Source organism: Bacillus sp. B1-b2 (genome assembly GCF_009183415.1).
In the GTDB taxonomy this organism is placed as follows: domain Bacteria; phylum Bacillota; class Bacilli; order Bacillales; family Cytobacillaceae; genus Niallia.
Genome location: NZ_WEHU01000010.1, coordinates 145,293 through 171,738, shown reverse-complemented (window position 1 = coordinate 171,738; position 26,446 = coordinate 145,293). Strand labels below are relative to the sequence as shown.

General features: G+C 32.8%; 37 protein-coding genes. 33 read left to right on the top strand and 4 right to left on the bottom strand.

The features are described 5' to 3' along the window. The first annotated feature begins 9 nt into the window (after window positions 1-9). From F9279_RS12120 to F9279_RS12095, 7 genes are all read left to right on the top strand, one after another. The gene (locus F9279_RS12120; protein ID WP_152113344.1) at window positions 10-3,069 is read left to right on the top strand and encodes a type I restriction endonuclease subunit R; all 3,060 of its coding nucleotides are present in this window, start codon (window positions 10-12) and stop codon (window positions 3,067-3,069) included. A gap of 103 nt (window positions 3,070-3,172) precedes the next feature. Further along, complete coding sequence (locus F9279_RS12115) at window positions 3,173-3,547, top strand: hypothetical protein (protein WP_152113342.1); 375 nt, start codon at window positions 3,173-3,175, stop codon at window positions 3,545-3,547. Window positions 3,548-3,628: 81 nt separating this feature from the next. Further along, complete coding sequence (locus F9279_RS12110; protein WP_152113340.1) at window positions 3,629-4,237, top strand: hypothetical protein; 609 nt, start codon at window positions 3,629-3,631, stop codon at window positions 4,235-4,237. Between the two features lie 179 nt (window positions 4,238-4,416). Then, on the top strand, window positions 4,417-4,992 hold the full coding sequence (locus tag F9279_RS12105) for a hypothetical protein (RefSeq protein WP_152113338.1): 576 nt from the start codon (window positions 4,417-4,419) through the stop codon (window positions 4,990-4,992). A gap of 15 nt (window positions 4,993-5,007) precedes the next feature. After that, window positions 5,008-5,139, top strand: coding sequence for a hypothetical protein (locus tag F9279_RS25970; RefSeq protein ID WP_264298244.1), 132 nt, complete (start codon window positions 5,008-5,010; stop codon window positions 5,137-5,139). 279 nt (window positions 5,140-5,418) lie between these two features. Further along, window positions 5,419-5,700 (top strand): hypothetical protein, encoded by a 282-nt coding sequence (locus F9279_RS12100; RefSeq protein WP_152113336.1) that lies wholly within the window; start codon window positions 5,419-5,421, stop codon window positions 5,698-5,700. Window positions 5,701-5,898: 198 nt separating this feature from the next. Then, window positions 5,899-6,270, top strand: a complete 372-nt coding sequence (locus tag F9279_RS12095; RefSeq protein WP_152113335.1) for a hypothetical protein — start codon at window positions 5,899-5,901, stop codon at window positions 6,268-6,270. Window positions 6,271-6,631: 361 nt separating this feature from the next. Here F9279_RS12095 and sda read toward each other — a convergent pair whose 3' ends face one another. Continuing rightward, a complete protein-coding gene (sda, locus tag F9279_RS12090; protein ID WP_152113333.1) occupies window positions 6,632-6,802 on the bottom strand; it encodes a sporulation histidine kinase inhibitor Sda in 171 nt (56 codons plus the stop codon). A gap of 251 nt (window positions 6,803-7,053) precedes the next feature. Between sda and F9279_RS12085 the strand changes: the two genes are divergently transcribed. Together F9279_RS12085 and F9279_RS12080 are read left to right on the top strand one after the other, a co-directional pair. Then, complete coding sequence (locus tag F9279_RS12085) at window positions 7,054-7,428, top strand: hypothetical protein (protein ID WP_152113331.1); 375 nt, start codon at window positions 7,054-7,056, stop codon at window positions 7,426-7,428. A 107-nt stretch (window positions 7,429-7,535) separates the two neighbouring features. After that, a complete protein-coding gene (locus tag F9279_RS12080) occupies window positions 7,536-7,901 on the top strand; it encodes a hypothetical protein (RefSeq protein WP_152113329.1) in 366 nt (121 codons plus the stop codon). A 53-nt stretch (window positions 7,902-7,954) separates the two neighbouring features. Here F9279_RS12080 and F9279_RS12075 read toward each other — a convergent pair whose 3' ends face one another. Continuing rightward, entirely contained in the window at window positions 7,955-8,395 is a 441-nt protein-coding gene (locus tag F9279_RS12075) for a hypothetical protein (protein WP_152113327.1), read from the bottom strand. 332 nt (window positions 8,396-8,727) lie between these two features. Here F9279_RS12075 and F9279_RS12070 point away from each other — a divergent pair, with 332 nt between their 5' ends. After that, complete coding sequence (locus F9279_RS12070) at window positions 8,728-9,102, top strand: hypothetical protein (protein ID WP_152113325.1); 375 nt, start codon at window positions 8,728-8,730, stop codon at window positions 9,100-9,102. Window positions 9,103-9,308: 206 nt separating this feature from the next. On the opposite strand, the gene F9279_RS12065 is transcribed toward F9279_RS12070, so the two are convergent. Beyond that, the gene (locus tag F9279_RS12065) at window positions 9,309-10,814 is read right to left on the bottom strand and encodes a TOTE conflict system archaeo-eukaryotic primase domain-containing protein (protein WP_152113323.1); all 1,506 of its coding nucleotides are present in this window, start codon (window positions 10,812-10,814) and stop codon (window positions 9,309-9,311) included. 481 nt (window positions 10,815-11,295) lie between these two features. Between F9279_RS12065 and F9279_RS12060 the strand changes: the two genes are divergently transcribed. The 4 genes from F9279_RS12060 (at window position 11,296) to F9279_RS12045 (ending at window position 14,533) form a co-directional block, all read left to right on the top strand. Next, window positions 11,296-12,204: a tyrosine-type recombinase/integrase gene (locus F9279_RS12060; RefSeq protein ID WP_152113321.1), complete on the top strand. Its 909-nt coding sequence runs from the start codon at window positions 11,296-11,298 to the stop codon at window positions 12,202-12,204. 1,002 nt (window positions 12,205-13,206) lie between these two features. Further along, window positions 13,207-13,500 carry a hypothetical protein gene (locus tag F9279_RS12055; RefSeq protein ID WP_152113319.1) on the top strand — a complete coding sequence of 98 codons (294 nt, stop codon included), beginning with the start codon at window positions 13,207-13,209 and terminating at the stop codon, window positions 13,498-13,500. 97 nt (window positions 13,501-13,597) lie between these two features. Beyond that, complete coding sequence (locus tag F9279_RS12050) at window positions 13,598-14,179, top strand: hypothetical protein (protein WP_152113317.1); 582 nt, start codon at window positions 13,598-13,600, stop codon at window positions 14,177-14,179. 27 nt (window positions 14,180-14,206) lie between these two features. Beyond that, window positions 14,207-14,533: a hypothetical protein gene (locus tag F9279_RS12045; RefSeq protein ID WP_226793459.1), complete on the top strand. Its 327-nt coding sequence runs from the start codon at window positions 14,207-14,209 to the stop codon at window positions 14,531-14,533. A 140-nt stretch (window positions 14,534-14,673) separates the two neighbouring features. Here F9279_RS12045 and F9279_RS12040 read toward each other — a convergent pair whose 3' ends face one another. Then, the gene (locus tag F9279_RS12040; RefSeq protein ID WP_193224551.1) at window positions 14,674-15,384 is read right to left on the bottom strand and encodes a helix-turn-helix domain-containing protein; all 711 of its coding nucleotides are present in this window, start codon (window positions 15,382-15,384) and stop codon (window positions 14,674-14,676) included. Window positions 15,385-15,593: 209 nt separating this feature from the next. Between F9279_RS12040 and F9279_RS12035 the strand changes: the two genes are divergently transcribed. The 19 genes from F9279_RS12035 to F9279_RS11950 all read left to right on the top strand — a co-directional run bounded on the left by F9279_RS12035 (window position 15,594) and on the right by F9279_RS11950 (window position 26,366). Then, window positions 15,594-15,986: a hypothetical protein gene (locus F9279_RS12035; protein ID WP_152113311.1), complete on the top strand. Its 393-nt coding sequence runs from the start codon at window positions 15,594-15,596 to the stop codon at window positions 15,984-15,986. Continuing rightward, window positions 15,970-16,434: a hypothetical protein gene (locus F9279_RS12030; RefSeq protein WP_152113309.1), complete on the top strand. Its 465-nt coding sequence runs from the start codon at window positions 15,970-15,972 to the stop codon at window positions 16,432-16,434. The genes F9279_RS12035 and F9279_RS12030 overlap by 17 nt, the downstream gene beginning before the upstream one ends. Window positions 16,435-16,570: 136 nt before the next feature. Beyond that, the gene (locus F9279_RS12025) at window positions 16,571-16,834 is read left to right on the top strand and encodes a hypothetical protein (RefSeq protein ID WP_152113307.1); all 264 of its coding nucleotides are present in this window, start codon (window positions 16,571-16,573) and stop codon (window positions 16,832-16,834) included. A 58-nt stretch (window positions 16,835-16,892) separates the two neighbouring features. Continuing rightward, entirely contained in the window at window positions 16,893-17,282 is a 390-nt protein-coding gene (locus F9279_RS12020; protein ID WP_152113305.1) for a hypothetical protein, read from the top strand. 73 nt (window positions 17,283-17,355) lie between these two features. Continuing rightward, window positions 17,356-17,742 (top strand): hypothetical protein, encoded by a 387-nt coding sequence (locus tag F9279_RS12015; RefSeq protein WP_152113303.1) that lies wholly within the window; start codon window positions 17,356-17,358, stop codon window positions 17,740-17,742. A 100-nt stretch (window positions 17,743-17,842) separates the two neighbouring features. Continuing rightward, window positions 17,843-18,367, top strand: coding sequence for a hypothetical protein (locus F9279_RS12010; protein WP_152113301.1), 525 nt, complete (start codon window positions 17,843-17,845; stop codon window positions 18,365-18,367). A gap of 76 nt (window positions 18,368-18,443) precedes the next feature. Beyond that, the gene (locus tag F9279_RS12005; protein ID WP_152113299.1) at window positions 18,444-18,794 is read left to right on the top strand and encodes a hypothetical protein; all 351 of its coding nucleotides are present in this window, start codon (window positions 18,444-18,446) and stop codon (window positions 18,792-18,794) included. Between the two features lie 153 nt (window positions 18,795-18,947). Further along, on the top strand, window positions 18,948-19,163 hold the full coding sequence (locus tag F9279_RS12000) for a hypothetical protein (protein ID WP_152113297.1): 216 nt from the start codon (window positions 18,948-18,950) through the stop codon (window positions 19,161-19,163). A 12-nt stretch (window positions 19,164-19,175) separates the two neighbouring features. Next, window positions 19,176-19,343, top strand: coding sequence for a hypothetical protein (locus F9279_RS25175; protein WP_193224549.1), 168 nt, complete (start codon window positions 19,176-19,178; stop codon window positions 19,341-19,343). A gap of 123 nt (window positions 19,344-19,466) precedes the next feature. Then, window positions 19,467-19,685, top strand: coding sequence for a hypothetical protein (locus tag F9279_RS11995; protein WP_152113295.1), 219 nt, complete (start codon window positions 19,467-19,469; stop codon window positions 19,683-19,685). Next, window positions 19,682-20,119: a hypothetical protein gene (locus F9279_RS11990; RefSeq protein WP_152113293.1), complete on the top strand. Its 438-nt coding sequence runs from the start codon at window positions 19,682-19,684 to the stop codon at window positions 20,117-20,119. Before F9279_RS11995 ends, F9279_RS11990 begins: the two co-directional genes overlap by 4 nt. Before the next feature lie 438 nt (window positions 20,120-20,557). After that, the gene (locus F9279_RS11985) at window positions 20,558-21,433 is read left to right on the top strand and encodes a GGDEF domain-containing protein (RefSeq protein WP_152113291.1); all 876 of its coding nucleotides are present in this window, start codon (window positions 20,558-20,560) and stop codon (window positions 21,431-21,433) included. A 179-nt stretch (window positions 21,434-21,612) separates the two neighbouring features. Continuing rightward, window positions 21,613-22,266 carry a phosphatase PAP2 family protein gene (locus F9279_RS11980; protein WP_152113289.1) on the top strand — a complete coding sequence of 218 codons (654 nt, stop codon included), beginning with the start codon at window positions 21,613-21,615 and terminating at the stop codon, window positions 22,264-22,266. 221 nt (window positions 22,267-22,487) lie between these two features. Next, window positions 22,488-23,105, top strand: a complete 618-nt coding sequence (locus F9279_RS11975; RefSeq protein ID WP_152113287.1) for a DedA family protein — start codon at window positions 22,488-22,490, stop codon at window positions 23,103-23,105. 24 nt (window positions 23,106-23,129) lie between these two features. Next, a complete protein-coding gene (locus F9279_RS11970; RefSeq protein ID WP_152113390.1) occupies window positions 23,130-23,945 on the top strand; it encodes an undecaprenyl-diphosphate phosphatase in 816 nt (271 codons plus the stop codon). 173 nt (window positions 23,946-24,118) lie between these two features. Beyond that, window positions 24,119-24,877, top strand: a complete 759-nt coding sequence (locus F9279_RS11965; RefSeq protein ID WP_152113285.1) for an ABC transporter ATP-binding protein — start codon at window positions 24,119-24,121, stop codon at window positions 24,875-24,877. Then, window positions 24,877-25,632 (top strand): ABC transporter permease, encoded by a 756-nt coding sequence (locus F9279_RS11960; RefSeq protein ID WP_152113283.1) that lies wholly within the window; start codon window positions 24,877-24,879, stop codon window positions 25,630-25,632. Before F9279_RS11965 ends, F9279_RS11960 begins: the two co-directional genes overlap by 1 nt. A gap of 1 nt (window position 25,633) precedes the next feature. Then, window positions 25,634-26,173: a DUF2393 domain-containing protein gene (locus tag F9279_RS11955; RefSeq protein WP_152113281.1), complete on the top strand. Its 540-nt coding sequence runs from the start codon at window positions 25,634-25,636 to the stop codon at window positions 26,171-26,173. A 10-nt stretch (window positions 26,174-26,183) separates the two neighbouring features. Then, window positions 26,184-26,366: an aspartyl-phosphate phosphatase Spo0E family protein gene (locus F9279_RS11950; protein ID WP_226793457.1), complete on the top strand. Its 183-nt coding sequence runs from the start codon at window positions 26,184-26,186 to the stop codon at window positions 26,364-26,366. The last annotated feature ends 80 nt before the right edge of the window (window positions 26,367-26,446 follow it).

Here is a 26,446-nt window from a genome sequence, read left to right as displayed (position 1 = left end):
TGTATCATCATGTCCAGACCTCTAGGTGAATCAGCATTTGAAGAAACTACGATAGAAAGATTGAAAAGAATTGGCTATGAATATCTTCATGCACAAGAACTGTTCCAGCGTGGAGAACGTGAGCAATTACAGGAAGTAATTTTATTCAATAGGCTACAAGCCTTCTTAAGGAAGGCTTATCCTACTATTCCAGAGCAAGAGGTACGACGATTAATAAGCATATTTACTTCACCCGATGGTGTCAATTTAATACAGCGAAATCAAGAATTTCATCAAATGTTAGTAAAGGGAATAGAATTTAATTATGAATGGAATGGACAGACATTTACTCCACATGTTTTCCCAATTGATTGGGGAAACCCTGATAACAATGACTTTCTAGTAGTAAACCAACTTTCTGTTGATGGAAGAATGTCCCGTAGACCAGATATAGTTATATATATAAACGGGCTTCCACTAATTATTTTTGAGTTAAAAAACCCTAATAGTGAACAAGCAACGGTTAAGGACGCTTATACACAAATTCAAAACTACACTTATGATATTTCTCAACTGTTCAATTACAATACTTTCACAGTCGTATCGGATAATGTAGAGACAAAGCATGGAATGCCGTTTGCTGATTATGATTTCTTTGCATCTTGGAAATCAATTGATGGTCGAAATGTAGACAATAATCGGGCTAATACTATGCGTACATTAATTGAAGGTCTTTTTCCAAAAGATCGATTGCTCAACTATATTCGTAACTTTATAGTCTTCCTTAAGGCAGGGGATAAAACTAAGAAAATAGGGGCTAAATACCACCAATTTTTTGGGGTGAATTTCGCTGTTAAAGAAACCGTTCGTGCAACCAAACCTGATGGAGACCGTAAAATTGGTGTAATGTATCATACTACTGGATCAGGTAAATCACTTAGTATGCTTTTCTTTGCTGGTATTTTAAGCAGACACACTGAACTAAATAACCCTTCCATTGTAATCCAAGTGGATAGAAATGATTTAGACGAGCAACTGTATGATACCTTCGTTGAGGGAGAATCTTTAATCGGTAAGGTTGAAAGGGCAAGTAGTACTGAGAAATTAAGAACAATCCTTAGAGGGGAAGCAACACCCGTTGTCTTTTCTACAATTGAAAAGTTTCGTTTGAAAGGAGAAGAGACAAAACACCCTGTGCTCTCCGAAAGAAGAAACATTGTAGTGATAGCAGACGAAGCACACCGTACACAAGCAGGGTTTGAGGGTGGTTATGCAGCACAATTACGTTTTGCTCTTCCTAATGCTTCTCATATTGGATTTACGGGCACACCGGTTGATTTTGTTGGAAATAATACAGAGGAAATATTTGGTCACACCATTCACCGTTACGACATGGCTCAGGCTGTTGCAGATAAGGCAACATTACCAATCTATTACGAAAGTCGCTTAATTCCGTTAGATTTGACTGCTGAAGATATTGATGGTCAGTTCGAAGATATATTTTTAGATAATGGCGAAAATGATGACGCTGAAGGATATAAAAGAAAATGGGCCGCTTTAGAAAAAGTTGTGGGAACTCCAAAACGGCTCAAACGCCTCGCAAACGATATCGTATCACATTTTAATTCATTGGCCAATCCTTTTCAAAAGGCGATGATCGTATGTATGAGCCGCCAAATTGCTGCTGATTTATATGAATGTTTAAAAGAAGTAGATGGCTGTCCAAAAATGGAAGTTATCATGACCGGTGATGTTTCAAAAGACCCAAGAGAGTGGAGAGAAATTCAAGAAGGAAGCGAGTATTCCCATATTAAGTCTAAGAAAGAACAAGAAGATGTTAAGGCTAAATTACGCAATCCAGAAGACCCACTTAAGTTTGTTATTGTTGTTGATATGTGGTTGACTGGAATGGATGCTCAGCCACTGTCTTACTTGTATGTTGATAAGCCTATGAAGGGGCACAATCTAATGCAGGCCATTGCTAGGGTTAACCGCGTGTTTCCCGGTAAAGAAGGTGGAGTCGTTGTAGATTATATAGGGATTGCTACTTCTCTTAAAGAGGCAACACATAAATATACTACTGGTGGAGGCACAGGTAATCCCGCTTATGATATTGCTGAGGCAATTCGGATCTTTAATGATAACCTTGAATCAGTTAGAAACTATATACCTTCCAAGATAAAAATAGACGGTTGGAGAAAAAAAGGACAGATTGATAGAGAAGACTTTATAGCAGACATTGTAAATATTTTATTAAACTCTGATACAGAGGATTATATACAATATGCAACAAAACTAGAAAAATCATATCAACTTGTTAAAAGCCAACCAGAGGTAATGGTAATAGCAGATGAAGTAACTCTTTACTTAATGTTAAAAGCACAGTTAAGAAAACATCTACGTCCTCCGGGTGGGACTGCAGGAGGAAATAAAACTTTAGAGGAACAATTATCGGCATTACTAGACCAAAATCTTCTTGCTAAAGAAACTGTGGATGTCTTTAAAGTGGCAGGAATTGAACGACAAGATATTAGTATCCTTGATGAAAAGTTCTTAGCAGATTTAACAAAGAAAGAACACGAGGATCTACGATTAAAACTCCTAAAAAAACTGCTTGAGGATAAAATTAAAGTTACATTTAAGCAAGGTAGTCCTCAATCTAAAACAATGCAAGAGTTATTGGAGAAAACGCTGACAGATTACCATAATCGTGTTATTCAAGCAGCAGATGTCGTTAGAATGATGATAAAAATACGAAAAGAAATGGAAGAGGAAATTCGTCGACGTCATGACTTAGGACTTTCTGAAGAAGAGGTTGAATTTTACAAGGCAATTTCATCGTTAGAAGAAGGTGCCTTTTCTAATGAGTTTCTCGCTCACATAATTCATAAAGTTGTTAAGGAATTGAAAAAGAAATTAGACGTTGATTGGACTAGCCCCCACCGTCAAGATGTATATTCAAAGGTAAAACTTGCTGTGAAGATGGTTCTAATAAAGGAAAAGGTTACAGGACAGCAGTTGCAGTTTCTGACAAACCGATTTATGGAACAGGCTGAACAACAATATAAAGATTGGCCAATTGATGCCTAGGTAGTTGTTTGAAAATCAGGGGAGTTGGCACTTACCGCTTGCTCTGATTTTCTTCATAATAGAGTAACGAAGTAATAAAGTGTATTTTGGAGGAGAGGACTTAATGGATAATGAGTATCTTTCTGCTTTTAAATTATTTCAAAAACAGCAAGACAAGATAAATACAGTTCTAAGAAATCCAGCAATTGAAGCAACACAAAGACAACAGGATAATATGAATAGATTAATTGGCAATTCAGCAACTTTGGGGCTTAATAGTTATCAGGGGATTGCCTCCATTATGGATAATTCGGCATTTAGGAAATTACAAAGGCAACAAGATACTTGGAACAGATTAACAGGGAATTCTGCTGCATTTGGATTGGAAAAATATCAGAGTGTTGCAAGCGTAATGCATAGTCCAGCATTTGATAATTTAGTTAAACATCATTGTAAAATAAATGGAATCTTTAATAATTCAGCATTTGAGGCAATATAAAAACATCAAGATACTTGGAGTAGGATATTAGGTAAATCAGCATTCATTGGATTAGAAAAGTATCAAGGTGTTACTAGTGTGATGAGTACTCTTGCTTTGGATAATTATCAGAGTGGTATAACTCAAGGCATGAATAATTCAACTTTTGATGTGTTACAAAAGCACCAAGATAGGTGGAGTAAACTTTTTAAGAAGATTTCAGATTTAGGTATTAACTCAAATACTTTTTCAGAAATGGTTGAAGAATTACAAGAGGTATATGACGAAATAGACAGTAGTTCATCAGTTTCTAAAGAAGAGAGTATAAATGACAAGGAAATCAAAGAAGTAATTCAAAGGATTATTTCATATTGTATGCATATTGTTACAATCTTCCATGTGGTCGATACAAAACATATTTGGGATATTCTAACTAAAATATCAGTATTAATGACAATTCTTCTACCACTTGTTCCTATCGATCAACCGAATACACAAGAGGAACAAGTACAGATAATAAACGTTAATGGAGATAATAATACAATTAACATTGAAAATAGCGATTCCGGCACAATTATCATTAACACAGGTGATAAAGACACCGATGTGAATATTAAACAGGGAAACTCCATGAATGAAAAGGATCATGGAAATAAATTTGAAGATATAGAAAAAGATGAATTTGATATTTCAGCAGGACTTAAAACATAGTCATAGGCTCGGTCAGATATACCGAATATTTTCATCCATGATATTAGTACATAGCCCTAGTGTGGAACAGTTTTACTATGGCCTTTATTAATATCAAATTACATTTGCTGAGGAATTACTCGTTCTAAGCATTTTTAGTCTTTCTTGCTGACTTTAATATTATTTCGAGGTGATTCAGTTTGGTAGGTAAAAAACCAAATTTTATAGATTCCCCATATTTCGTAGGAGAGCCAGACAATTGGCACTTAAGGCCGGATGCACCAAAAGAGGTCGTAAATGGATACAATGAGTTCATGAAAGAAGAAAATCCTGAACCATCAAAGAATCAAACGGAGTCACAAGAACAAGAACTAGATTTTAGAGCATTTTATGATATTGAGAAGTACCTATTGGGCACAGTACATAATAGATTTAAAGAACAAGGATATTTAAGCGCCCCTGATTTTTTCTTGATTGTTATTTGGAAATCAAATCGCTCCAAATCCAAAGTTGCAAAGCGAGTATTAGAAATGGGCTATCCTAGTCTACAGGAGGCTGTTAAATCAATTACGGCTGAAGTTAATTTGTTGAATGATTCTATGCAAAGGTTAAAATATTTAATGGCAAACTGTGGGTTTAGATTGCCGATGGCTAGTGCAATTTTAACTGTATTATTTCCTGACTCTTTTACTGTTTATGATGTTAGAGTGTGTGATGTCCTTCAAGTAAGTGGATATCGTTATCATAGTTTAACGGATAGAAAGTTTTCTGAATGATTATGGGAAGAATACATGGATTATATTAGTGCTGTTTCAACTACCGCTCCAGAAGAATATTCATTAAGGGACAAGGATAGATACCTATGGGGAAAATCTTTTTATCACCAGTTAATAACGGATATTAGCAACAATTTTAAAGTATAAAATGAGGGCTAGTAATGGATATAGATACGAGAAAGACAATAGATAACGCTATAAAAGAAATCTGGTGCAATAATATAAAGTCCGACTATGAAAACTTTAGTTTACTCAAGGAGAATACACTAAAGAATTCGTTTTACTTTCATCTAGGAAACAAGTTAACTGAAAGATTTTTAGAAGAAAATAGACTAAAAATATATACAGAGTATTTTACGGGCAGATTTAGTCATAGCACAGTTATGTGAAGAACCCGGCTTTAATGGACATTTAAGGAATGACGTAGTGGATATTTTAGCAGTAGTTGAAATGAAATATAAGTATGACACTAATGACGATCCTTTTAAAAAGGATATTGTGAAAGTGAAGAACTACATTAGAAATCCAGAGTATAAGAATTGTCTGTACTACTTAGCGTTTATTCATGAGGTTGTTAATCCTGATGATAAGGAGTATTCTTGGCTAACGCAGAGAGACTTAAAGTGGGCCAATGGCCAAGTAACAGAACTTAATGGCTATTTTATTGAAGGCAATGATGAGCCAGTATTCCAAATTATTTCATACTAATTCACCAAAAATTTTTGAAATGAAATAAGAAAGGAATGTGGTGAAATGTCCGAAACCTAGAAGAATTATTGTATATGGCAGCGCTAAGAGACGGAAAAAACCGTCTCTTTTATTTTGATAAAAAAACAAGGAAAGAACATACGGTCGTTTAATAAAATATATGTAAATATTTTACTAAGAAATAGGGAGGATAAGCAAATGATAAAAGGAAAAGACAAAAAGAAAAGCCCGGATTATGTAAAAGCCTTTCATAATGATTATGTTATTACGATAGGTAAGCATCGCCGCTTTAGTTGGGTCACTCACACGGATAAAGATTATATGTATTTCCTATATATCACCCGTACAGAGAAGAATTTTGTCGGTAAAAATACAGCACATATTGGGAATTTTAATGTTTTATGTCACCAACAAACATTCTACGATTATCATCATTTAATGTTAGTCATTGAACCGATATTAAGTGAATATATCTTGGAGAGTGAGAAAATCTTTAAGATTTGTATGCTTGTGCAGGAATTAGAATACCAAAGTGAAGACCCGCTCCACAAAGAAGCAAGCGGAGAATAACAGTAGGGAATATCCTACTGTCTTTTTTATTTCTCACTATATATATGGCAAAGAAAGTGCCAAACTTCCTGCTTGGGCACTAGGAAGAAATTTTTAAAAAGTGTAATCGAGTAGAAGGGAATTGCCACTTGATATTGAATTAAACAGTGTCAGGAATAAAGATTTCTCCCAGTATCCTGATGGATAGTATTCCTTGAATGTCCTAGAACTCTTTCTTGTGTATACGCCCTTTCATTTGGAATAATTATACACTTAAGACCTGATAGTTTTATTTGCTATTAGGTCTTTTCTTATAAAAAAATAAGAAAGACCTAATTAGTTCCAGTCAGTAATACTTCATTAATGATGGATAAAAAATTAATTATTTTTGATCTCTTTCATACTTCCGAACTATTTCCCTAATCAATTCATCATTAAAAAGTTTTCGCCTTATAATTTCATCTTCTAACAATTGGATAAATTCTTCTTCAATCTTCGTCAGTTTTGCTTTTATATAAGTTTCAATAAGCATTTCATCACTAAGGTTTTTCATTTTCCTTGCCCCTTAAAAATATAAGTATATCCATTTTTTCTCCTTCTTTGTCTCGCATACTTTATCAAGTTTTTCCAGCAATATCCCCAATTAAACTCAACATAATCATAATGAACAGTTTATTAATAGTCTATTAAAAGAGTAGATAAAAATAATATCTGCTTTTTTTATTTTGTTTTAAAGGGGAACGCTCGTACGCATTCAACTGTATACATGTGAAATTAAAACTTAGGATAATGGAGGAGATACTCTTGAAAAAGGGGCATTTTAAAGTGGAAGGAATGGATACTCAATTTGTCGAATTTCAACATGAAGGAAATAATATATTGTTTACTAGGTTTGAGAGAATACGTCTTGCAGGAACAGTGGTTCAAGAAGAAGCAAAATATTTATATTTCATCTATATATTTCGAAAAGAGCATAAGATTTCAAAGAAGAAAAAGGCGGATATGGATATGGGTCCTTATAATATTATCTGTTTTAATAAGGTCTATCACACGTTTAAAGAAATGACTCAAAATCTTGATGCCATATTAAGTGAATACATATTAGATGAAGATGAAGTCTTTAGGTGCCAAGAATTAGTACAAAAACTTGATCCAGAAAACTATCGAAACAAGGAGTAAATCCTTGTTTTTTTGCTGACTTTTAAAGATATTATAAGATATTTTTGTCAAAAAAAGAGAAAGTCTTGTTTTAGTGTCGAAGTATGGAAGAGAAGGGAGGGATTTGAATGATTAATATGAGTGTTGAAAATTTAATCAAGGTAAACCAAATGTTTAATGCAGCAAAGGGAATCCAAATTACAAAGCATGAGGATGTTGTTATAATTGAATTTATTGATGAAATTGGAGAAGTTGATGCAACTGTACTGACTTATCGGGAATATGAATTAGTTCGCATCGATTTCTATGCTGAAACACTGGATGAAATAATTAGTTTAGCACTGGATAAAGACCAGAAGATGAAAGTAACTATTACAACATCCGTGCAGAATTTCCCGGTGTTTATAGAATTTGACTACTGTGAGTTTTTCTGTGACTTACAGGAGTATAGATATATTTTAGAGCAAGTGAAAATAGAAAAAAGTTCAAATTAATGAACTTTTAGAGAAATTAGAAGGCGAACAAGCCTTCTTTTCTATATAAATAATCATGCTTCTATGTTAAACAAAACATACCTTTTAGGGTCTTTCTCTTCATAATATGTCTTTATCTCTTGTTCCAAATCGGCGAAGTGATATTTTACACTTGTATAGGTAAGGATACCCATTATTATACCTAAGACTGAAACTAGTGATTTGTCTCCCATATCTAATAGGCTTATTATGAGCAATATTGAAAATGAAGTAAGGACAAAAATCATTTTAATCATTTTTTTGCTGACTTTTCCTTTAAGTACTAGCCTTGCAGAAAGAACCCCTACGATCGTTCCCAAAACAAACAGTACTAAAGATTCTTTTGTCAAATCGCCCTCAGCCAAAATTAATATAAATGGATAGGTCAACATTGTTAAAATTCCCGCAGTAACTGCTTTTCCAACTAGTAAAGCAAATTTAGTGGTTCGTTCATTCTTAAATCTTGGCACTCTCATTTATTATTCCTCCTTTTGGTCCAGTTTTATTTGAAGCCATATTACCTGAAATTACTTTGACATTGTTTGACTCAGTATTATAAAGAAAATCAACGAAGGCGCCAAGTTTAGACCTATAATGATTTAAATTGATTCTGATATATTAATTTTATCTCACTCACGCTGCTTCTCGAACTTTTGTACGTTATAATTAGTTGTGAAAGGAACAATAGGGGAGTGATACAGTGCTATACACTATTAATAAATTTTCTCAAAAATTATTTTTCTTTTGTATGGAACTTTTCTTTGCGTTTATAGTAACGATCTTGTTTTACCCTTTGGCGACATTCTACTTGAATATTAGTTCTACAGATTATTTTATTCTTTCGATGTTTCTAGTACTTTTAGGTGGAGTACTATTTGATAGAGCATTTACCTTTTTCTATTTTGATTTGGATAAAGATGTTGAAAAGATTGAAATAATGCATTACATGGCGATGTTTATTGCCAAGTTACTTGCATATTTGGTACTAGGAATAGCAATTTTCTGGGTTAAGGATAATCTGTTTCTTTCATTATATATACCGTTTCTTCTTTTTGTTGGTGGCTTTATTTGGTTCATTATTCTTACTGGATTTATTAATGAGAAAAAGCGGAAAGAGGAATACTCGGAAGTAAGACTTATTACAAGAATTGTTAGAAGGAAAAACCTTGGGAGCGAACAATAGAGTTTGCTCTTTTTATTTGAACAAAATTTGATTTGTTTAAACAATTAGAGTATTACTAGTACTCAAAAAGGGAACTTCCGATTTCAGAAGTTCCATGATTTCTAAAAGTAATCAACATATCATATTTTGAAATATTGATTAATCAAGTTAAGACATAATGGGTATAGTGCAATATATCTGGATAAATCTACATAGAAGTACTTATATTATTCATTACTGTTTGTTGCTTTCGCTAACATATTGTTAATGTCCCCTATTTCTTCTATTGTGAACATAGAGGTTAGCAGGTTAAAATATTGTTTTCGATAATCTGAAACATTCTCAAATGTCATTTCTTTGATAATATCATTTGGAATGCTGAGTTTGTTTAGTAGAACCTGATATGTGTTTGGATAGTTTCTTGGAGCCACACCATCAAAAATGGTGGGAGATCTTGTGACTTTTATGACATTATTCTTTTCCAAAATAGCAACATGATTCATCAATGATTTAGGGGATAACCCTGTTGATTTTTTCAATTGCTCATAACTCATATAGAAATTATTATCCTCTGCTGAAAAGCGTTTTGAATGAACCATGAGTGAAAAGATAACTGCTCTTAACTTTTTATCGTATTGGTAGAGTGATAGCATTTCACTCTTAGAAATTTCCACTTGTTTTACACCACCAGATAATCTAATGTTGTTATTATATGCTGATTTTACTATCCTTTTAATTTCTTTTCTGCAGGTAGATAAGGGAGTAGAGTATAGCACTGGGTCTTGCCGCTTCATCCATTCAAAAAGTTCCTCCTCACAAATGTTTTTTTCAATACCAAGACTGTTACGATACACTGCAAGTTTGCATAAGGAAGCATTTCGTGTTCCTTTTTGTTTCATACCTTCTTCATATAATTTACGACAGGTGGCAAATGTTTCATTACTAAGATCGATGTCATGAAAATTACTATCTTCATTGGTTTTATCTTTTTCCTTATCGTTATCTGTATCTTTATTATCTTCTTTATCCTTATCCCGTTTTGCACTGTTATTTTTGCTGTTTTTTTCCTCATCCGATTCTTCTATATTGCTTAATAAATCAGTGATTAAATTGCTATTTAATTTTTTTATAGCAAGAATATAATCGTAAGACTCTATTGGCATAAAATTGTTATAGACATCAACGTACCAGCATATATTTGTCTTTTTATTCTTATTTTTGTGATTAATTCCTAGTGGTAACTTCATTCCTTTATTATGCTGCGGACGAAGTTCAATCTTCCGTTTAATATTTCTGCCTAAAAGTTCCTGTGTCTTATCTATAACAACGTCATAAAGTTTTTTCATTGATTTGTAATCTATTGGGTTCGAAAAATATATATCAACATGGTATCCTTTATTACCGCTGTTGCTAGTGTAAATTAATTCTTTAGGAATCCTAAGATTCTGCAATACTTCATATAGTGCATAAACTGCTTGTTTGGCAGTATCTTTTTCTGGAAAATCTACATCAAAGGAAATAAACTTTGAGTTTTCTTTATAAGAAAAGATTCCATATGTGGACTCATGTTGCAAGTGAAGTTTAATTTGCCAATCTGCTAAGGATTTATGACTTTTTTTCTTATACTTGTTATAAAAAGTGTAGTCACCATCGGGTAACTGCATGATATACTTGTATCTAACAGAAATGAAAAGGTCACTTATTGCTTCAACTATTTGTTTCATATTTTCCATTTTATCAACTCTCCTTTCTTTTCTTTTCCTTGTCTTTTAAAAGTAAATATTTTTTTACAAAAGACTTTTAAAAAGGACATCATAAATATGATTTAGTATGATTGAAAAAAAGTTCATAGAAGTACTTTATATATATTATTTAATGTTTTAGGCTCTTGTTTTTTAATAGGTAAATATAAGTACTAGTATACAATTCAGAATGCTCCTTTAATATAAGTATACTTCAAAAGTCTGTTCTTCCCTTGCTGATAAAGCAAGTCCGTCCCAATTATGTGTTTAAATATTCATATGGTTTTCTCCAATTCCCCCGCTGCGTTCTTTAACGGTCCACGCTACAATATGAATACCACCTAGATTTTCGTCGCCTAACAGTAATTATGTGACGAAATACTTACCTTACACATCAAAATTTCGTCGCATAACATTTAAAATCATTATTGTTTTTTCGTCGGATAACAAGAGTCAGAGGAGGTGTTTATTTTTGGAAGACAATTCTTCAGTTTCTGTAGTCAACTCCATTCAATTATTTGAGCATTATTTAGAAACAAAAGGGAACAGTATTAAAACTATTAAAAGTTACAAGGAGGATATCAACTATTTTCATAATTGGCTGAAAAATAGATATCAGGGAAAGTCCCTACCTGTCAATTTTATAACCGCAATAGATTGTAAGGATTACGAAAACTTTTTAAAAAATGAGAGTGGGCTATCAACTGCCACAATTAATAGACGAATTGTTGCTGTAAGAAAATGGGGTTCGTTTCTCCTTATAACAGGAATACAAAATGCTGACATTGGTAAGGAATTGAAGACAAAGAAGTTTCAGCGACAGAACCAGATTAAATGGCTGGAACGATCTGAAGTTGGCCAATTGTTCCATTTAATAGAAAGGGGTAATGGGAAGAATTATGCAAAGGTAGCACTTCATAAGGCAATTATTAGTATCCTTGTAAACGCTGGTCTTAGAGTAGATGAAGTAAGTAAACTCGAAATTGACCATTTTGATTGTGTAAACAAAGTTGTACATGTGTACCATGGGAAAGGAGACAAGTACCGTGTAGTCCCTGTAGGTGAAAATACCATACAATCAGTTAAGGTATGGCTGGAATTTCATCCTCAAAACACACGTTACTTATTTCCGAGTACGAGGAGTGAAAAAATAACTGTTAGAGCAATTGAACATATTCTTAAGCGATATTCCAAACAGTTAGGGATTGAAATTACACCCCACATGTTACGGCATACCTTTTGCAAACAATTAGCCAGTAAAGGAGTTGGTCTTGAAACGATTGCCTCATTGGCTGGTCACAACTCTATTGAAACTACAAGGATTTATGTAACGCCTTCTGTAAAGGAATTACAAAAGGCAGTTCGTTCCATTGAATTCTAATTTGCAATTAGTAACAGGAGGACAATTTGCATTATTCAGATCCTTCATCTTTTCTGAAAAACAATTTATAAAAAAATCAAGGAATTATATTTAGGAAAAAGAACTGTAGGGTATTAGGATTATTTTTCCCCTTAGATTTTCCTAACGGTACACTCCAACATTCTTTTGCTACTCCATTTCAAAAGGATAAAGACAAAAAGACCATTCAGTCCTTCATAGGCTGTCTGGTCTTTTTAATTTAATTTTTTCTAAACGCCTAGTTTGGGATTCTGTATGATGAAAATACTTGATCGTTAATCTGTGTACTTGGCCAAAAGGGTGTCGCAAATTAAACAATATGAACATCAAACTAAAGTTTTCGTTTATCAAAAGATAACTTGCTGGAACATTAATAATGATTATAAAAGATATTAATCAATAATCTTATTATACAATGCTTTAACAAGAGATTTATAAAGAGGTTTATTAGGTAGATTATAGCATTTATAACTATTATAAATGAATAATGTTTAAAGATAATGTTTCATTGTCAAGCAATTACGATTGTCAAGGGTACACAAAAAGCGAACTATTTCTACAAAAGGCATTGTCTTTTATGGAAAAAGTGATTAAAGAAAGGCTTTTAGTAATAATTTTTCGAGAAATTTAGGAAAATATTCAACTGAAAAAAATAAATTCAGCGAGGCGAAAAAAATGATGAAAAAAATCCATACCATGTAACCAAATAAAATAGTTGATATTGTTAAAAACGAATAAATGAGAATAAATTAGATATTTAACGACATTTAATCTTTTTTAGCCAAAAAGGGTTTAAATAGTTCAAAAAGGCTTAAAATCGGCAATTCATAATTGAAATTTCTTGAACCTTTTTTCAAACTAGTTACATAGAAAATGTGACATTAATTGTTGGAATCCGTATTATTTTTTCAAGGATTCCCTTCTCCAGAGTTGAAGTAAACATATAGATATTTGTTTAACAAAAGAGAATTGGAGGAGAAGGTTATGACAGACATTTTTAGATTTAATGGAAATATACTACATGATATTGACATGTTTTCTACGGCTGGAATAGTGGTTGGTGGCTTATGGATATTAGTTCTTATACTTGGTGTATTATTAGGAAGATTACTTTCACAATTCTTTTTGGTTGAATATGATGATGGTTCAAGAAGTAGTGAGCCAATATTTAATTTAACTGTTGGAATTTTTACAGTGGGAGGAATTCCATTTTCATTCTTCTTTGGACTATACCTATTTGCAGAATATGATCTATTCAGGTTTTTAAGAGTGGTTTGACACTAAAGATAAATTATTAATGAAGAGGAGAGGGCAAGTGGTAATTGGAGTATATCCATTTCATTACTTGTCTTTATGCTTTTTAGGGGGAGAAAAAATGAATTTTGATCATTTGAAAAGACCTTTTGAAGAAAATCAAATAAGAGAGTGCAAAGGAAAAAAAGTTAATGAACAATATTTATATTTTAGGTATGTTCCTTCAGAATTTGTTGTAGAACATTTAAATGAATTAGGTCCGGGTAACTGGAGTTTCGTTATTAAAGAGAGCAAAGTAATAGCAAATGAGATTGTTGTTTTAGGTAGTTTAAGAATAGCGAATACAGTTAAGGAGGCTTTTGGTTCGTCTACAATAGATGAAAAGAAGACAGCAGCCGATTCCTTTAAGGCTGCTTCTGCACTTTCTTTAACTAAATGTGCATCATTATATTCAGTGCCTTGTGTCTTCCATACTAAACCCAATACTTATCAGCAGCCTCAAACAAGTCAGAATAATTACCAATCAAATCAGTCCCAAAATGAACGGGAATTTTTTCAATATACTTGTGATGATTGTAATGTGGTGATTAGTAAGGCTGAAGTTGATTTTACAAAGAAGTATCCACAAACATACAATGATAAGCAAGTATGCCGGACCTTTCAGCAAAAATACCGTAAAGGAAATATTAGGAGAGTGCAGTAATGCCCTCTTTTTTTAAACCAATTGTGGATGATTAGATTCGCTGTATACTGTAAATCAAGAAAAGGGGATAGGGTGGGTATGTACATTGGCATTAGTTTTAATATGGAAAGATATAGGGATATAGAGGAGAGTCTAGGGGTTTATTCAGACATCCTTGATAAAAAACTAAAAATGTATTTGTTGGCTGATCTTAACCTACTGGAATTACACCTTCAGTTCATCGATAAATCATCCATTGATCGAGTATTACTTTATGATTATAAAGAATTGGGGACTTGGGAGAACTTTAAGCAGTTTAGTAATGTTTGTAAAAAATATGGGGTTGAATGGGGAATAGTTAAAGAGGATATATAGCGATGTAAACGTTGTAATTGGATATCTAACAGATGTATTATAGCAGGGTTCTGAAACCCTGCATTTTTTAATGCTTACCTCAACCCTTTCAAAGTTTATAAAAAAGCCTGAGATTTACTCATACCTTCATAAAATATCTTTTATTTCTTTTCAGTTAACTCATCAAGTAGGTTTAAAGCCCTTTGACTATTAGCCATATTTATTTGAATATAAGATTTTAGGATTTCAATCATTTCTTCTTCTGTTTTATCAGTTCTTTTTTCCAAATTATCAATGATTGAAGAATTTTTAAAACTGTAACCACCCTCAATAAAATTGAAAATACCGTCCAGTATCCCCTTTAATTCATCAATTTTAAAGTCTGTCTGTTTAGTCATTCTGATAATTCCATAGTAAATACTAATAATGTGGTCAATCAATTCTATTTGATACTCTTTTTCCTCCACTGATAAATCCTCAAACGATTTTCCCTCAGAAGATAAAAGATGTGTTAATCCAAATAATAAAGTATAAGTGGGATCACTATCGGGTATGTTTACTCCTTGTCTATCCCTAAAATGAATTTTTATTTTATCAGAAGCGTAGTTAGTAAATTCCTCTAAAAACTCTGGGCCCCAAGTGTCTAACATATAATCGCTATTCTTAACTAAATAATCTACTGTGGTATTGAATATATTTGCCAACTTAATAATATCTTCTAAGTTTGGTCTTCTAACATTATTAAGATATTTATGCAAATTTGATTTATTAAAACCATGCTTATCCATTAAAGATCCTTTAGAAACATCCATTCCATTTTCTTCAATTAAAACCTTTAGGCGGTCTCCAATCATTAATTTTTCATCACTCATATTTAGCCCTCCGAATCTAAGTTTATATTCAACATTATAAACCATTATACCATAAAGTCTACTTTTAAATAGAAAAGTTTCCCTTTAGGTATTTACAACTTGTTAATTTTCAGATATCATAAAACGCACAGTAACAAAAGAGGATTCAAAATAATTTAATTGTGTCGCTTTTGGTAAAAACATTAAATGAAATCGTGGAGGGACGAAACATGAACACACAAAAGGTTGAAGAAATATATTTTTCAAGTTTGAAGGAAATAGCCTCAAATGGCGAAGGTTTAGTAATGCTAGGGTGTGGAGGAGACTTAAGCCAATGGATTAATGGTGTATCTGAAGAATTTCGTAGTGCTGGAGTAACAACTACAAATGATCCTAAAACACTTTGGGGGAATATTTACAAGGCCACTACAAAAGATCAAAGAATTGACTTGATTTTCGTGTTTAATGAGGACTTTAAAGAATTGTTTGATGTATCTAAGTTGGCAATGTGGAGAATCAGTTGGGGTGGCGCTAGTTGGTTAAGTGATTATGTAAGAAATTTTGTAAGTGATTTTGAAGATAATGATATGTCAGGGGGAGAATTAGATGTTCACATTGGATGAAACGAAAGAATTAAGAGAGATGTTTCCTGATAGTAATGATGTACTTATAGACGAGGAATTCAAAGTAATGGGGTGGTACATTTATTCTCTTTGGGAAAAGAACGATTTTAAGAATGAAGAAATAATCTACCGTAAGGAGACGGGGGATATCTTTAACTACTTTTTTGAATATGATAATCAACTCTTTATGCTGTCGGATGAGTCAATTTACTGGGGACAAGGTGAAATAAGTATAAGAAAGGTATGTGATACCACTTGTGAAATAAGCAAGGATTATATTAAGAAGTTTATAAGGAATGTGGAATGGATCAACCAATATGACTACTTTGAAGGTAAAGAGGACGACTTTGACTTTGAGTTGCACGGAGATGGCCATGAACATCATGTTGAAATGGCATATGGTCTCATTGAAATTTTAAGAAATAAGGGTTATAAAATTTCAGATTAGAATCAATTCAAATCGTAAAGTAGATATAGAATAGAATCCTGCTGCCACTTAAAAAGGAGTCTGTTTGATAATTGAAGGGATATAAAATCAGCGCACCACATCATGTGGTGCCCCTTAAAAAGGAGGAAATTTAGTGATGAGCGATGAGGAAAACAAATTCCATATTGGAGAAATAACTGCAAGTTTCGGTGTAAATATTGCGGGGATAGATGTTTGGCATAATCAGGGCTCATTAGTTTACGTACTAGCAGAAGTTTTTGACGAGGAAGATGCTAATCTTGTTCTGTGGTACGTTATTATGAAACCTGATAGCAAGGTAGTTCAGAGGGTAAATTCTGATTACCTCAATATAAAAAGCCGTGGAATCATACCAAGATTTCCACATTTTATAGAAGATTAGTATCGGTAGGTTTTTCTTGTCAGAGCATTTCAATATGAAAATGAGGGAGAGATTTAGAATGATTTGTAATATGGCTTTTATTGTTTCATGTTCTAAAGAAGGTGAAAAATCTGTTGTGAAATATTGTAAAGAAAATGACATTATAATCTTTGATTTAGTAATTGATCCATTAAACAACGAGATTTATCGAGGTGCATTTTCGTCATTTTTGCAAGCATCCAGTTTCGGTAAGGTATTAAAGGAACATAAGGTTACAGAAATCATAGTTGATAGCAAGGAAAATTTTAAGAATAAAGAATACCTCCAAGAATTTTTGGTATTGACTATGTTTTTCATGGAAGCAAAAGTCTACTTTTTAAAAGAAAATTTAGACGCATCAATGTCTGAGGATAATGTTGAGTTAGTATTTAGATTTAATAGTAGGAACTCAAATAATCTAAAGAGTTAATGATGTTCAAAGTTTTCCCAGTAGAATTCGATTGAAAAACTTAACAATAATGAAAACATTAGGAGGAGAGATTATGGCTTTTAAAAAATTACCGTATAAGAAGGCTTTAGTAGTGGATGTAAATGGAAACCTTGGGCATGTCAGTGATCTGACCGAGGAGTTTTCGATTGATATCTATTCAGTTTTTGAAATTGAAGATGAAGAATATAAGGAAGTACGAAGAAATATTGGACTTACTTTAAATTTTAGAGAACTTCTAAGTGAAAATGATGTAGATGTTATTGTTGTAAATAGCATTTCGGACTTCTCTAATTTTGAACAACTATTTTCCCTTGTTCATTTTTTCACCTTTATAAAGTTTAATATAGTATTTGCAAACGAAAGAATCGATACAGGTAAGAAGCAAAGTCTTTTTGAAGTACTCCAGTATGTCCAATCCTCCTTTTCAAAAGCAGGATAATAATCCTATTCTTTTGTGTAAGGATATTTATTTCCTTATTGAGATTGGTTTCTACATTGAATCTTTGTTTCACAATATGTATTCCAAAGGAGGAATTATTATGGGATTTGAAAAGTTAAGTTATAAACGAGTAGGGATCGTGAGAATGATTGGAGAAAGAAAGTGCTCTGACGAAGTTGCAAAAACTAATGTATTTAATATGGTAGATATCTATAAAGATACTACTGCTGAAGAAAGCAGGGAACAATTCACTGACATATTCTATGATTCAGATCTTCGAATTGCTTTTGAAGAAATGATAAAAGAGGAAAAAATTGAAGCCGTTATGTTGGAAAGTATTGAGACATTTGAAACGTTTGATGACTGTATGTGGTGTATTGAAGTATTTAATGAATGTTTCAATATTCCGTTGATATTTGCTAGAGAAAGAATTGACACTAGTGAAAAAATCAATGTATCGGAAATAGTTTTTCCTTTCCGCTACTATCTCGATAAAATACGATATCAAATTGAAAATGAGTTGGAAGAGAAATTGACGGAAACAATTAATCAGTTTTTTGGTAAAGGGAAGTTTATTGATATAGCGGAGGATGACTTGCCCGTGTTTGGTGAAATCATCAAATAAAAATTGACCAGTTTGATAGAAAGACTAAGATAAGTAGCCAAATTGAAAGTAAAAATATGAATAGGGGTGTTAAGAAATGTATCCACTTAAAAAATTGATATCGGAAGGAAATGCTCAAATTGTGGCCAAGACAGAAGAAACAAAAGAACCAGAAAAATTCATTTTAATTGACTGCGAACCACTGGCTCCAAGACCAAATCTAGTTCTTAATAAGGTATTAAATGGAACAGGCATTACTAGTGAAAAGGAGCCAATTTTTAAGATTTTTGGAGCATGGAAATGGGATTATAGTGAGGTTAATGATGAAACTTGGGATAAGGTTATTGAAACAATTGAAGAAAGGTTAGATTTAGCCTATGAAAATGGCTGGGCAGGAAGGGTAAGTTGGATGCCCACGAGTAGAAAATACCGACAAAGTATCAAATAGGGACATAGACCACTTGGGGGGCAGAAAGTAACAGGCATTTGCCTAAATTAAATATGGAGTTTGACTATGTGCCCAACACTAATCTTAAATATAATTCGACTTAAAATTGTTATTACTATAAGCAAAAATGCACAAGATTAAGGGGGCGATTAAATGGTTCAGGTAATTGATTATGATGAACAGGGAAATATAAGAACAACTAGAATTTTTAACGGTCAGATAAAAGAAGAAAGAATCTATCGTAATGAAGATATTGAAGTTATAAGTGAAGGGGAATTTGGAATTCCCGTGAGAGGATTAATCTTCAAAATCCAAACAAAAGTGAAATTAAAGACCTTTTTGATTCCCTTATTGAAGAGGAGTTATTAGAGGGGGCAGGCAATGAATAATTTGAGGCATAAAAGATTACAAGACTTAGAAGAGGAATTGCGTATCATTCGTTCATTATATGACGGTTTTTGGGCTGAAATGTCCAAACAACAACAAGACTATCTAGCAAACATAGAGCACGAAATTGTTAAAGAAATTCGTATACTTGAGCACCATTAATAGGTTTGCCCCCAATAGGAAAAGTCAGTAACAAAGTATTTGCTACGATATTTTAATTAGAACAATTGTAATTACATGTTATTTGAAAAACGGATATCAAATTAGTAGCAGGGGAGAAAAATAATGAACTGGATACGAAAAACAATTATAGAAATGAACTATAAAGGAATGGCTATTTACTCACTTATCATGGGGATAATATTAGGATTGGCAACAATCTATATAGTAGATAAAAAACCTGATTTCGCCGTAACATTTCTTATTCTTCTAATATTATCCTCAGTATCATGTAGTGTAGAACATTGGACAAAAGCAAATGAAAAACGGGAGGCAAAGAAATGATAAAACCGCGGTTCAAGAGTGAAAAAACTACAGAGTTTGCCTTACTAATCGGAAAAATTGTGACAATGATGTTCGTAACTGTGCTAACTTACCCATTCATACTTTTTTTAGGCGAAATGCAAATGTCACAAGAAACTTGGCTTTTATACATCGGGGGCACGGCTGCGGGGGTTCTGTCTGGGAAAATAAAACTTCACGGAGAGGTAAACAAAAGAATGACCAGATGGATTATATTCTTGTCATGTTTAACCATTATGCTTGTAATTAATTTTCTAATGAATATTGAAGACAAGGCGCTTATCACGGTTTTAGGATTACTTGTAGGAATCCCAACCTACGTAAGCCTAAAATATCATTTTAGTGACTTGGAAAAAGAAATAAAGAATTATTATGATAGGAAAGATAGTAAAAGGTATAAAATATTTAGAATATAATTTGAACAATTTATTTTATGGAACATTCTTTTGGTACTCTTTTAAAAAGTATAAAGACAAAAGACCGTTCAGTCATTCATGGCTATTAGGTCTTTTTTCATATTATATGTCTAAATTAAAAGATTCTTCAGGATGGAAATTCTTTGATCACCAAGCGCTGTTCTTCTTCAAAGGGATGTCGCAAATTGTACAATATGAACGTCATATTTTCAGAAAATATAATAGAAAAGGTAGGCTATAAGGTAAAATGCGAATAAGGAAAAAGTACTAGGTAGAGATCCATATTGATAAAAAAGATGATAATAAACTCCTTTTAAGTTAAGTACATGTTAGTGAAATGGCGGATTATAAAATTTTTTTAATAACGGTATACTATTTATTTCATTATTTGATGATATATTTTTGGAGGATTTAATTATTCTTATTGGAGTTGGAGAAATGAAGATTACCAGAAAAAATAATAATTATATGTTTTGGATTCCTGTTGTTTTCTTTTTAATTTTACCCATTATTTTGGAAAGGTATTTACCGATACATTTCTTTAGCAGTTATTGGTTCTTAAGTCTCCCTTCAATCTTTATTGTTTTATTTAGGTTTGGTACCAAATCAGGTATTACAATACTATGTGTATCTTCACTTATCCACATCTTTTGGGAAGTTTTTGAGTTTATTCGAACGGGGGAGTTAATATCCAAAGAGGAATTTGAAATGATTGCTATTGTAAATTTGGTGAAAGTTTCCGTTACTGTACTTACCGCAGTCTATTTGATAAAGATAAATCAACAAAAGAAAGAATTACAAATATTGAATGATAGGCTTGAGAAACTGGCACATATGGATCACCTAACAGGCTTACCAAATCGATTAATGCTGCAGGACTACATTAATAAGGAAATCACTGAAAGTGAGAAATACAACCAAAAATTTTCTGTTATGTTCTTAGACTTAGATCGATTTAAGGAAATCAATGACACTTTAGGACATGCTGCTGGTGATTCTTTATTAATACAAGTCGCTGAGAGATTACAAAGAAGTGTGCGAAAAAATGATGTCGTTTTTCGATTAGCAGGAGATGAGTTTGTTATAGTTTTGAAAGATATAACTAAAGAGGAATGTAGAAATGTGGCGGATAGAATAATTAGTGAAATGTCCGATTCATTCATATTGGAAGGAATGGAATCTAGTATTTCCCCTAGTATCGGAATTAGTTTTTATCCTGAAAATGGTGGAAATTATCAGGAGATATTAAAAAATGCTGATAAAGCCATGTATTTAGCCAAACTAAAAGGTAAAAATAATTTTCAATTTGTTTAAATTTAAACTGCATTTATTAAAGGAGATAAAAACTCCTTTTTTTATTTTGAATTACATAATAAATACAACATTAAATTTTTTTAATCATTCAATCCTTAAATTTTCATTCTTTCTTGTTACTCTTTATTATATGTTTCCAAAATACCATTTTATTGATAAATGAAAGTAGGAGTAACGAAATGAAGTCAAAAGGGCATTTATTAAGTGCTTTTCTCATAGGGCTTGTTTCACTAATTGGTTTTAGTTTTATAGCGATACTAATTAGCGCTCAGAAAATTGTTCGATTTGATCAAACATTGATTTCCTTTATTCAAGGTTTTGAATCAGAAACATTGACGCCAATCATGAAGTTTTTTACGTTTATCGGTTCGTTTCCTGTGGTATTGGTTTTATTTCTTATAGTGTCCTTTATTTTGTATAGGGTATTGAGATCCTGGGCAGAAGTTCTTTTGTTAGGAACGGTTATTATAGGAACACAAGTGATAAATCAGGTTTTAAAAATGTTTTTCCATCGGGCTCGACCAGACTTCCATTTGTTGATTGACGTTGGTGGGTATAGTTTTCCAAGTGGACATGCAATGAGTGCCCTTGCCGTTTATGGTATTTTGACATTTGTTCTTTGGCGGCATATTCCTAATCTGTTCGGGCGAACTTCAATTGTTTTATTAAGCAGTATATTTATCCTCATAATTGGTACTAGCCGCATTTATCTGGGGGTACATTATCCGAGCGATATTATCGGAGGGTACTTTGCTAGTGCAGTATGGCTAACTGTTGCAATTTGGTTCTTCCAAAGGTATAAAGAGAAGCAATATAAAGAAAGTTTCTTATAAGAACAAGAGTTTTGTTGATTTATTTATGAAAAGGATGACAAAGGGAATTTAGGTGTCATTTTTTAAAATTGTGGGTTAAAGAAAAACCCAACATTAAATTTTTAATCATTGTACCAGTAGGATTTTCATCCTTATTTGGTACTTTAATGGTGACATTTTTAAGGTATCGATTTTTTGCTACCACAAACTTAGATCTTCCCACTACTAAAGGAGAGGTTTTTATGGAAAATTGGATTACTGAAATAATGAATAGTTATGGGTACATGGGGACATTTCTCTTAATTATGTTGGAAAATATATTTCCTCCTATCCCATCAGAGGTCATCCTAACTTTTGGCGGTTTTATGACCACAACCACAAATATGAGTGTACTAGGGGTAGTTGTTGCCTCGACTGCAGGTTCAGTGGCAGGTGCTGTTGTTCTATATGCTATTGGAATGCTGATTAATGTAAATCGGCTTGAAAAAGTTGTGGACAAATGGGGACACTTTTTACGTCTTACTAGAAAAGATATTTATAAGGCACAGTCATGGTTTGATCGATATGGAGTTTGGACTGTTTTCTTTTGTAGATTTATCCCTCTAATTAGAAGTTTAATATCCATCCCGGCAGGTATGGCACGTATGAATTTTTGGTTGTTTTTCCTTCTTACTACAGTGGGAACAATGATTTGGAATATTGTTTTGATTAAAGTGGGTGCTGCAGTTGGTTCATCGTGGCATGATATTGTTAATTATATGAACATATATTCGAACATCGCCTATGCAATCTTGGCTGTGTTGTTCATTATTTTATTGGTTATTTATGTTAAAAGGAAAACAAAAAAGAACAGCAACTGATAGGGGTGCTTGTACGTGGATTCAATGAATGTGATTGAACTATTAAAATATTTATTTTTGGGATTAATTCAGGGGATAACGGAGCCAATTCCTGTATCGTCGAGTGGACATTTAGTTTTATTCGAACATTTTTTCGGCTTACAAATTTCTGGATTAAGTTTTGAGGTGTTGGTCAATTTCGCCTCGTTACTTGCTGTTTTGTTCATTTACCGCTCTGATTTAATACAGTTAACAAAGAATAGTGTATCCTATTTAGTTGTTTCGAATAAAACTGAAAGTATGAAAAAAGACTTTTATTTTGTTCTTTATCTGATTATTGGTACCATACCTGCTGGAATTATTGGAGTCCTATTTCAGGACCAAATAGCAGACATATTTAAAGGCGTAAGGGTTATTGGCTTCACCTTAATAATAACGGGTATTGCACTTTGGTTAATACGAAATCTTAAGGGTAGTAAGGGTGATGGCGAACTAACTCTCAAGGATTCTATTATAATAGGGTTATCTCAGGCTGTGGCGTTAATACCGGGTATCAGTCGTTCAGGTGCAACCATTGTATCTTCTATGGCCTTAGGAACTAAACGTGGGACAGCACTTAAGTTTTCCTTTTTTCTCTATATACCTGTTAGTGTAGGTGGGATGATATTGTCGCTTTCCGATTTAATTCATGATCCAAGAATGGGAGAACTCTTTCTTCCCTATACACTAGCCTTTATTGCCTCTTTAGTTGCTTCCTATTTTTCATTAAAGTGGTTCATTAATATTATGCAAAAGGGAAAACTCGGTTACTTTTCAATCTATTGTTTTGTCGTTGGAATTGCAGTCATTATTTTAGGATAAATAAATTCTTATATTTCTACTCCGCCTAAATGGTGGAGTTTTTTTATATGGTCAATTATGAAAAATTTTTCATTAAAATTTTAATTTGTATTTTTTTAACCTTCGGGAGAGATTCATAGTCATTCTTTATATTAAATCTGTACTTAAAAAGTGGGTATTAAGGAGGATTTGAAATGATTAAGGCAACAAACTTAACAAAACAATATGACAATGGTTTTGTGGCTGTTGATTCTTTGAATCTTCAAGTGAATAAAGGTGACATATACGGATTTTTAGGTCCAAATGGTGCAGGGAAAACGACTACCATCCGAATGTTAAATGGGTTAATAGAACCTAGTGATGGGTCAGTAACCATTGAAGGAAAAGAGGTAAAAAGTGAAAATGCATTAGTAAGCAAATTAATTGGGGTATTGCCTGAATCCCATGGTTACTATAATTGGATGACTGGAAGAGAATATTTAAAATTATTTGCTGAACTTTATGGCGTTGATAAGAAAAGGATCAAGTCGCGGGTTGAAGAGGTTCTTGAATGGGTAGGAATGGCCGGGAAAGCAGATATTCTAATTGGACAATATTCACGAGGGATGAGGCAAAGGATCGGTATTGCGAAAACTATTGTGCATGAGCCCTCTATTATATTTCTTGACGAGCCTACATTAGGTTTGGACCCACAAGGGCAAAAAGATATACAGTCGATTATTACAAGATTAAATCAAGAACAGAATGTTACTGTATTTATCACTTCACATTTATTAAAAGAAATCTCAGAAATTTGTAATCGTGTAGCCATTGTCAAACAAGGTAAACTGCTTGAAGAAGGGTATTTAGACGAATTAATAAAAGGCTATCGCTTAGTCTTAAGGAATGAGAATCCTACATTAGAGGATATATTCTTTAGTTTAACAACTGATGAAGTTGGGGGGAGCATCTAATGTCCAGTTTAATAAAAAAGGAAATAAGGGAACATGTCTTTTCCCGAAAAGGCGTTTGGATTTTCTTTGCCATTTCCATTCTATTCAGTGGTTTGACCTATAGTTTCATCTCGGTGAAGGAACTAAGTTTACTTGCTCAAGTCGAAGTAAACATGACTTTTATGAAAGCGTTAATTGGTATCAGTATTTTAGTATCTATCATATTAGGATCAACAATGGTTTCTGGTGAAAGGGAGCAAGGAACTTTAGAAAGTCTTTTATTAACACCCTTATCAAAGGTGAAAATAATCCTTTCTAAAGTAGTGGGAATTTTGGTTTTTTGGTTGATTATTTCGGTTATATCTATCCCTTATTTCTATGCTTTGACATATGGAACGAATATGTTGCTTACGATTTTATCCTATTTATATCTAATCGGATTACCGCTAGTTATTAGTTTTTCATTGCTGTCATTAGCATTTTCTACATGGATATCGTCAAGTAAAAATGCAACCCTTTTGTCGATTGTCTTGTTTTTAGTGACAGCCATACCAATGTTTCTGTCAACAACGATGAAAAAGTCAGGATTTGCATATTTAGTTGATTTATTGAGTCCAGTTTCTGCTAGTATGCTGACTTTAAAGGATTGGCTAGTAAATAGATTAGGTTTCTTCTCTATCTTTATGGATAGTTTACCTGTGCTATGTTTCTTGGCTATATCCATCATTTGCTTATTCTATGCAAGTAAAAAAATGGACTTTTTAGGAGGGGAGTAATTTGTTAAAAAAGGCAGGAATCGTTCTGGCGATACTTTTAGGATTTGTAGTTACTGGGCAAAATGCATTTGCTATGGAACAACCTAATGTTGAGGTTAAAGTAATCTCTCCTACTCAGGTTAAAGATTATCCGGGGAAAGAGACAACAGTTAAAGCACAAATAACGAACCATACCAACCAATCTATAAAAGATCTAGTCGTCTATATTACAATGGCTGATATGGGAAAAAAATGGACGGTTAATCTGGAAGACTATAGTGCAGATAAACCGGAACAAGTTAAAGAATTAAAACCGGGTGAAACAAAGGAATTCTCCCTTCCCATTCGTTTTGTGTATACCAGCAATTATTATCTTTATGTAACGGCCGCTAGTACTCATAGTTTAGATATATATTCAAGTAATGGAATTCCCATCGATATTATGGGTAACACAAAGATTAATCCGACGATTATACAAGTTGTTTCAATGGGAACCCCGCTTATTGTTTTAGTTTTTGTGGGATTGAATTTTACAAAAAATAGAAGAAAGAGAGTTGCTTAAGGAATAATATATGGCTCCGGGAAAAGACCTAATTTTACTGAAACAGGATATTGAAAAAATGTTGGCAGAAAAGCAACAAGAGTTAAATAATGTAGTGTTGAAATATGGATTAAGAAGTAAAGAGGCCCTGTATATAAGTCAAGAATTGGACATAATGATCAATCAAGTAATGAAGGAAAAGGCACTCACATAATAACCTATAAGAAAATGAAAATTTTTTCACGTAAAGGTTAATTAAATTTTAAATTCAATTCAGACTTACTTCATGGTAGG

What these genes read in the sequence shown, in the direction of transcription:
- F9279_RS12120 (WP_152113344.1), top strand. Translation starts at nt 10, where the DNA reads ATGTCCAGACCTCTAGGTGAATCAGCATTTGAAGAAACTACGATAGAA.
- F9279_RS12115 (WP_152113342.1), top strand. Translation starts at nt 3,173, where the DNA reads ATGGATAATGAGTATCTTTCTGCTTTTAAATTATTTCAAAAACAGCAA.
- F9279_RS12110 (WP_152113340.1), top strand. Translation starts at nt 3,629, where the DNA reads ATGAGTACTCTTGCTTTGGATAATTATCAGAGTGGTATAACTCAAGGC.
- F9279_RS25970 (WP_264298244.1), top strand. Translation starts at nt 5,008, where the DNA reads ATGGATTATATTAGTGCTGTTTCAACTACCGCTCCAGAAGAATATTCA.
- F9279_RS12095 (WP_152113335.1), top strand. Translation starts at nt 5,899, where the DNA reads ATGATAAAAGGAAAAGACAAAAAGAAAAGCCCGGATTATGTAAAAGCC.
- sda (WP_152113333.1), bottom strand. Translation starts at nt 6,802, where the DNA reads ATGAAAAACCTTAGTGATGAAATGCTTATTGAAACTTATATAAAAGCA.
- F9279_RS12080 (WP_152113329.1), top strand. Translation starts at nt 7,536, where the DNA reads ATGATTAATATGAGTGTTGAAAATTTAATCAAGGTAAACCAAATGTTT.
- F9279_RS12075 (WP_152113327.1), bottom strand. Translation starts at nt 8,395, where the DNA reads ATGAGAGTGCCAAGATTTAAGAATGAACGAACCACTAAATTTGCTTTA.
- F9279_RS12065 (WP_152113323.1), bottom strand. Translation starts at nt 10,814, where the DNA reads ATGGAAAATATGAAACAAATAGTTGAAGCAATAAGTGACCTTTTCATT.
- F9279_RS12055 (WP_152113319.1), top strand. Translation starts at nt 13,207, where the DNA reads ATGACAGACATTTTTAGATTTAATGGAAATATACTACATGATATTGAC.
- F9279_RS12050 (WP_152113317.1), top strand. Translation starts at nt 13,598, where the DNA reads ATGAATTTTGATCATTTGAAAAGACCTTTTGAAGAAAATCAAATAAGA.
- F9279_RS12045 (WP_226793459.1), top strand. Translation starts at nt 14,207, where the DNA reads ATGATTAGATTCGCTGTATACTGTAAATCAAGAAAAGGGGATAGGGTG.
- F9279_RS12040 (WP_193224551.1), bottom strand. Translation starts at nt 15,384, where the DNA reads ATGAGTGATGAAAAATTAATGATTGGAGACCGCCTAAAGGTTTTAATT.
- F9279_RS12035 (WP_152113311.1), top strand. Translation starts at nt 15,594, where the DNA reads ATGAACACACAAAAGGTTGAAGAAATATATTTTTCAAGTTTGAAGGAA.
- F9279_RS12030 (WP_152113309.1), top strand. Translation starts at nt 15,970, where the DNA reads ATGTTCACATTGGATGAAACGAAAGAATTAAGAGAGATGTTTCCTGAT.
- F9279_RS12025 (WP_152113307.1), top strand. Translation starts at nt 16,571, where the DNA reads ATGAGCGATGAGGAAAACAAATTCCATATTGGAGAAATAACTGCAAGT.
- F9279_RS12020 (WP_152113305.1), top strand. Translation starts at nt 16,893, where the DNA reads ATGATTTGTAATATGGCTTTTATTGTTTCATGTTCTAAAGAAGGTGAA.
- F9279_RS12015 (WP_152113303.1), top strand. Translation starts at nt 17,356, where the DNA reads ATGGCTTTTAAAAAATTACCGTATAAGAAGGCTTTAGTAGTGGATGTA.
- F9279_RS12010 (WP_152113301.1), top strand. Translation starts at nt 17,843, where the DNA reads ATGGGATTTGAAAAGTTAAGTTATAAACGAGTAGGGATCGTGAGAATG.
- F9279_RS12005 (WP_152113299.1), top strand. Translation starts at nt 18,444, where the DNA reads ATGTATCCACTTAAAAAATTGATATCGGAAGGAAATGCTCAAATTGTG.
- F9279_RS12000 (WP_152113297.1), top strand. Translation starts at nt 18,948, where the DNA reads ATGGTTCAGGTAATTGATTATGATGAACAGGGAAATATAAGAACAACT.
- F9279_RS25175 (WP_193224549.1), top strand. Translation starts at nt 19,176, where the DNA reads ATGAATAATTTGAGGCATAAAAGATTACAAGACTTAGAAGAGGAATTG.
- F9279_RS11995 (WP_152113295.1), top strand. Translation starts at nt 19,467, where the DNA reads ATGAACTGGATACGAAAAACAATTATAGAAATGAACTATAAAGGAATG.
- F9279_RS11990 (WP_152113293.1), top strand. Translation starts at nt 19,682, where the DNA reads ATGATAAAACCGCGGTTCAAGAGTGAAAAAACTACAGAGTTTGCCTTA.
- F9279_RS11985 (WP_152113291.1), top strand. Translation starts at nt 20,558, where the DNA reads ATGAAGATTACCAGAAAAAATAATAATTATATGTTTTGGATTCCTGTT.
- F9279_RS11980 (WP_152113289.1), top strand. Translation starts at nt 21,613, where the DNA reads ATGAAGTCAAAAGGGCATTTATTAAGTGCTTTTCTCATAGGGCTTGTT.
- F9279_RS11975 (WP_152113287.1), top strand. Translation starts at nt 22,488, where the DNA reads ATGGAAAATTGGATTACTGAAATAATGAATAGTTATGGGTACATGGGG.
- F9279_RS11970 (WP_152113390.1), top strand. Translation starts at nt 23,130, where the DNA reads ATGAATGTGATTGAACTATTAAAATATTTATTTTTGGGATTAATTCAG.
- F9279_RS11965 (WP_152113285.1), top strand. Translation starts at nt 24,119, where the DNA reads ATGATTAAGGCAACAAACTTAACAAAACAATATGACAATGGTTTTGTG.
- F9279_RS11960 (WP_152113283.1), top strand. Translation starts at nt 24,877, where the DNA reads ATGTCCAGTTTAATAAAAAAGGAAATAAGGGAACATGTCTTTTCCCGA.
- F9279_RS11950 (WP_226793457.1), top strand. Translation starts at nt 26,184, where the DNA reads ATGGCTCCGGGAAAAGACCTAATTTTACTGAAACAGGATATTGAAAAA.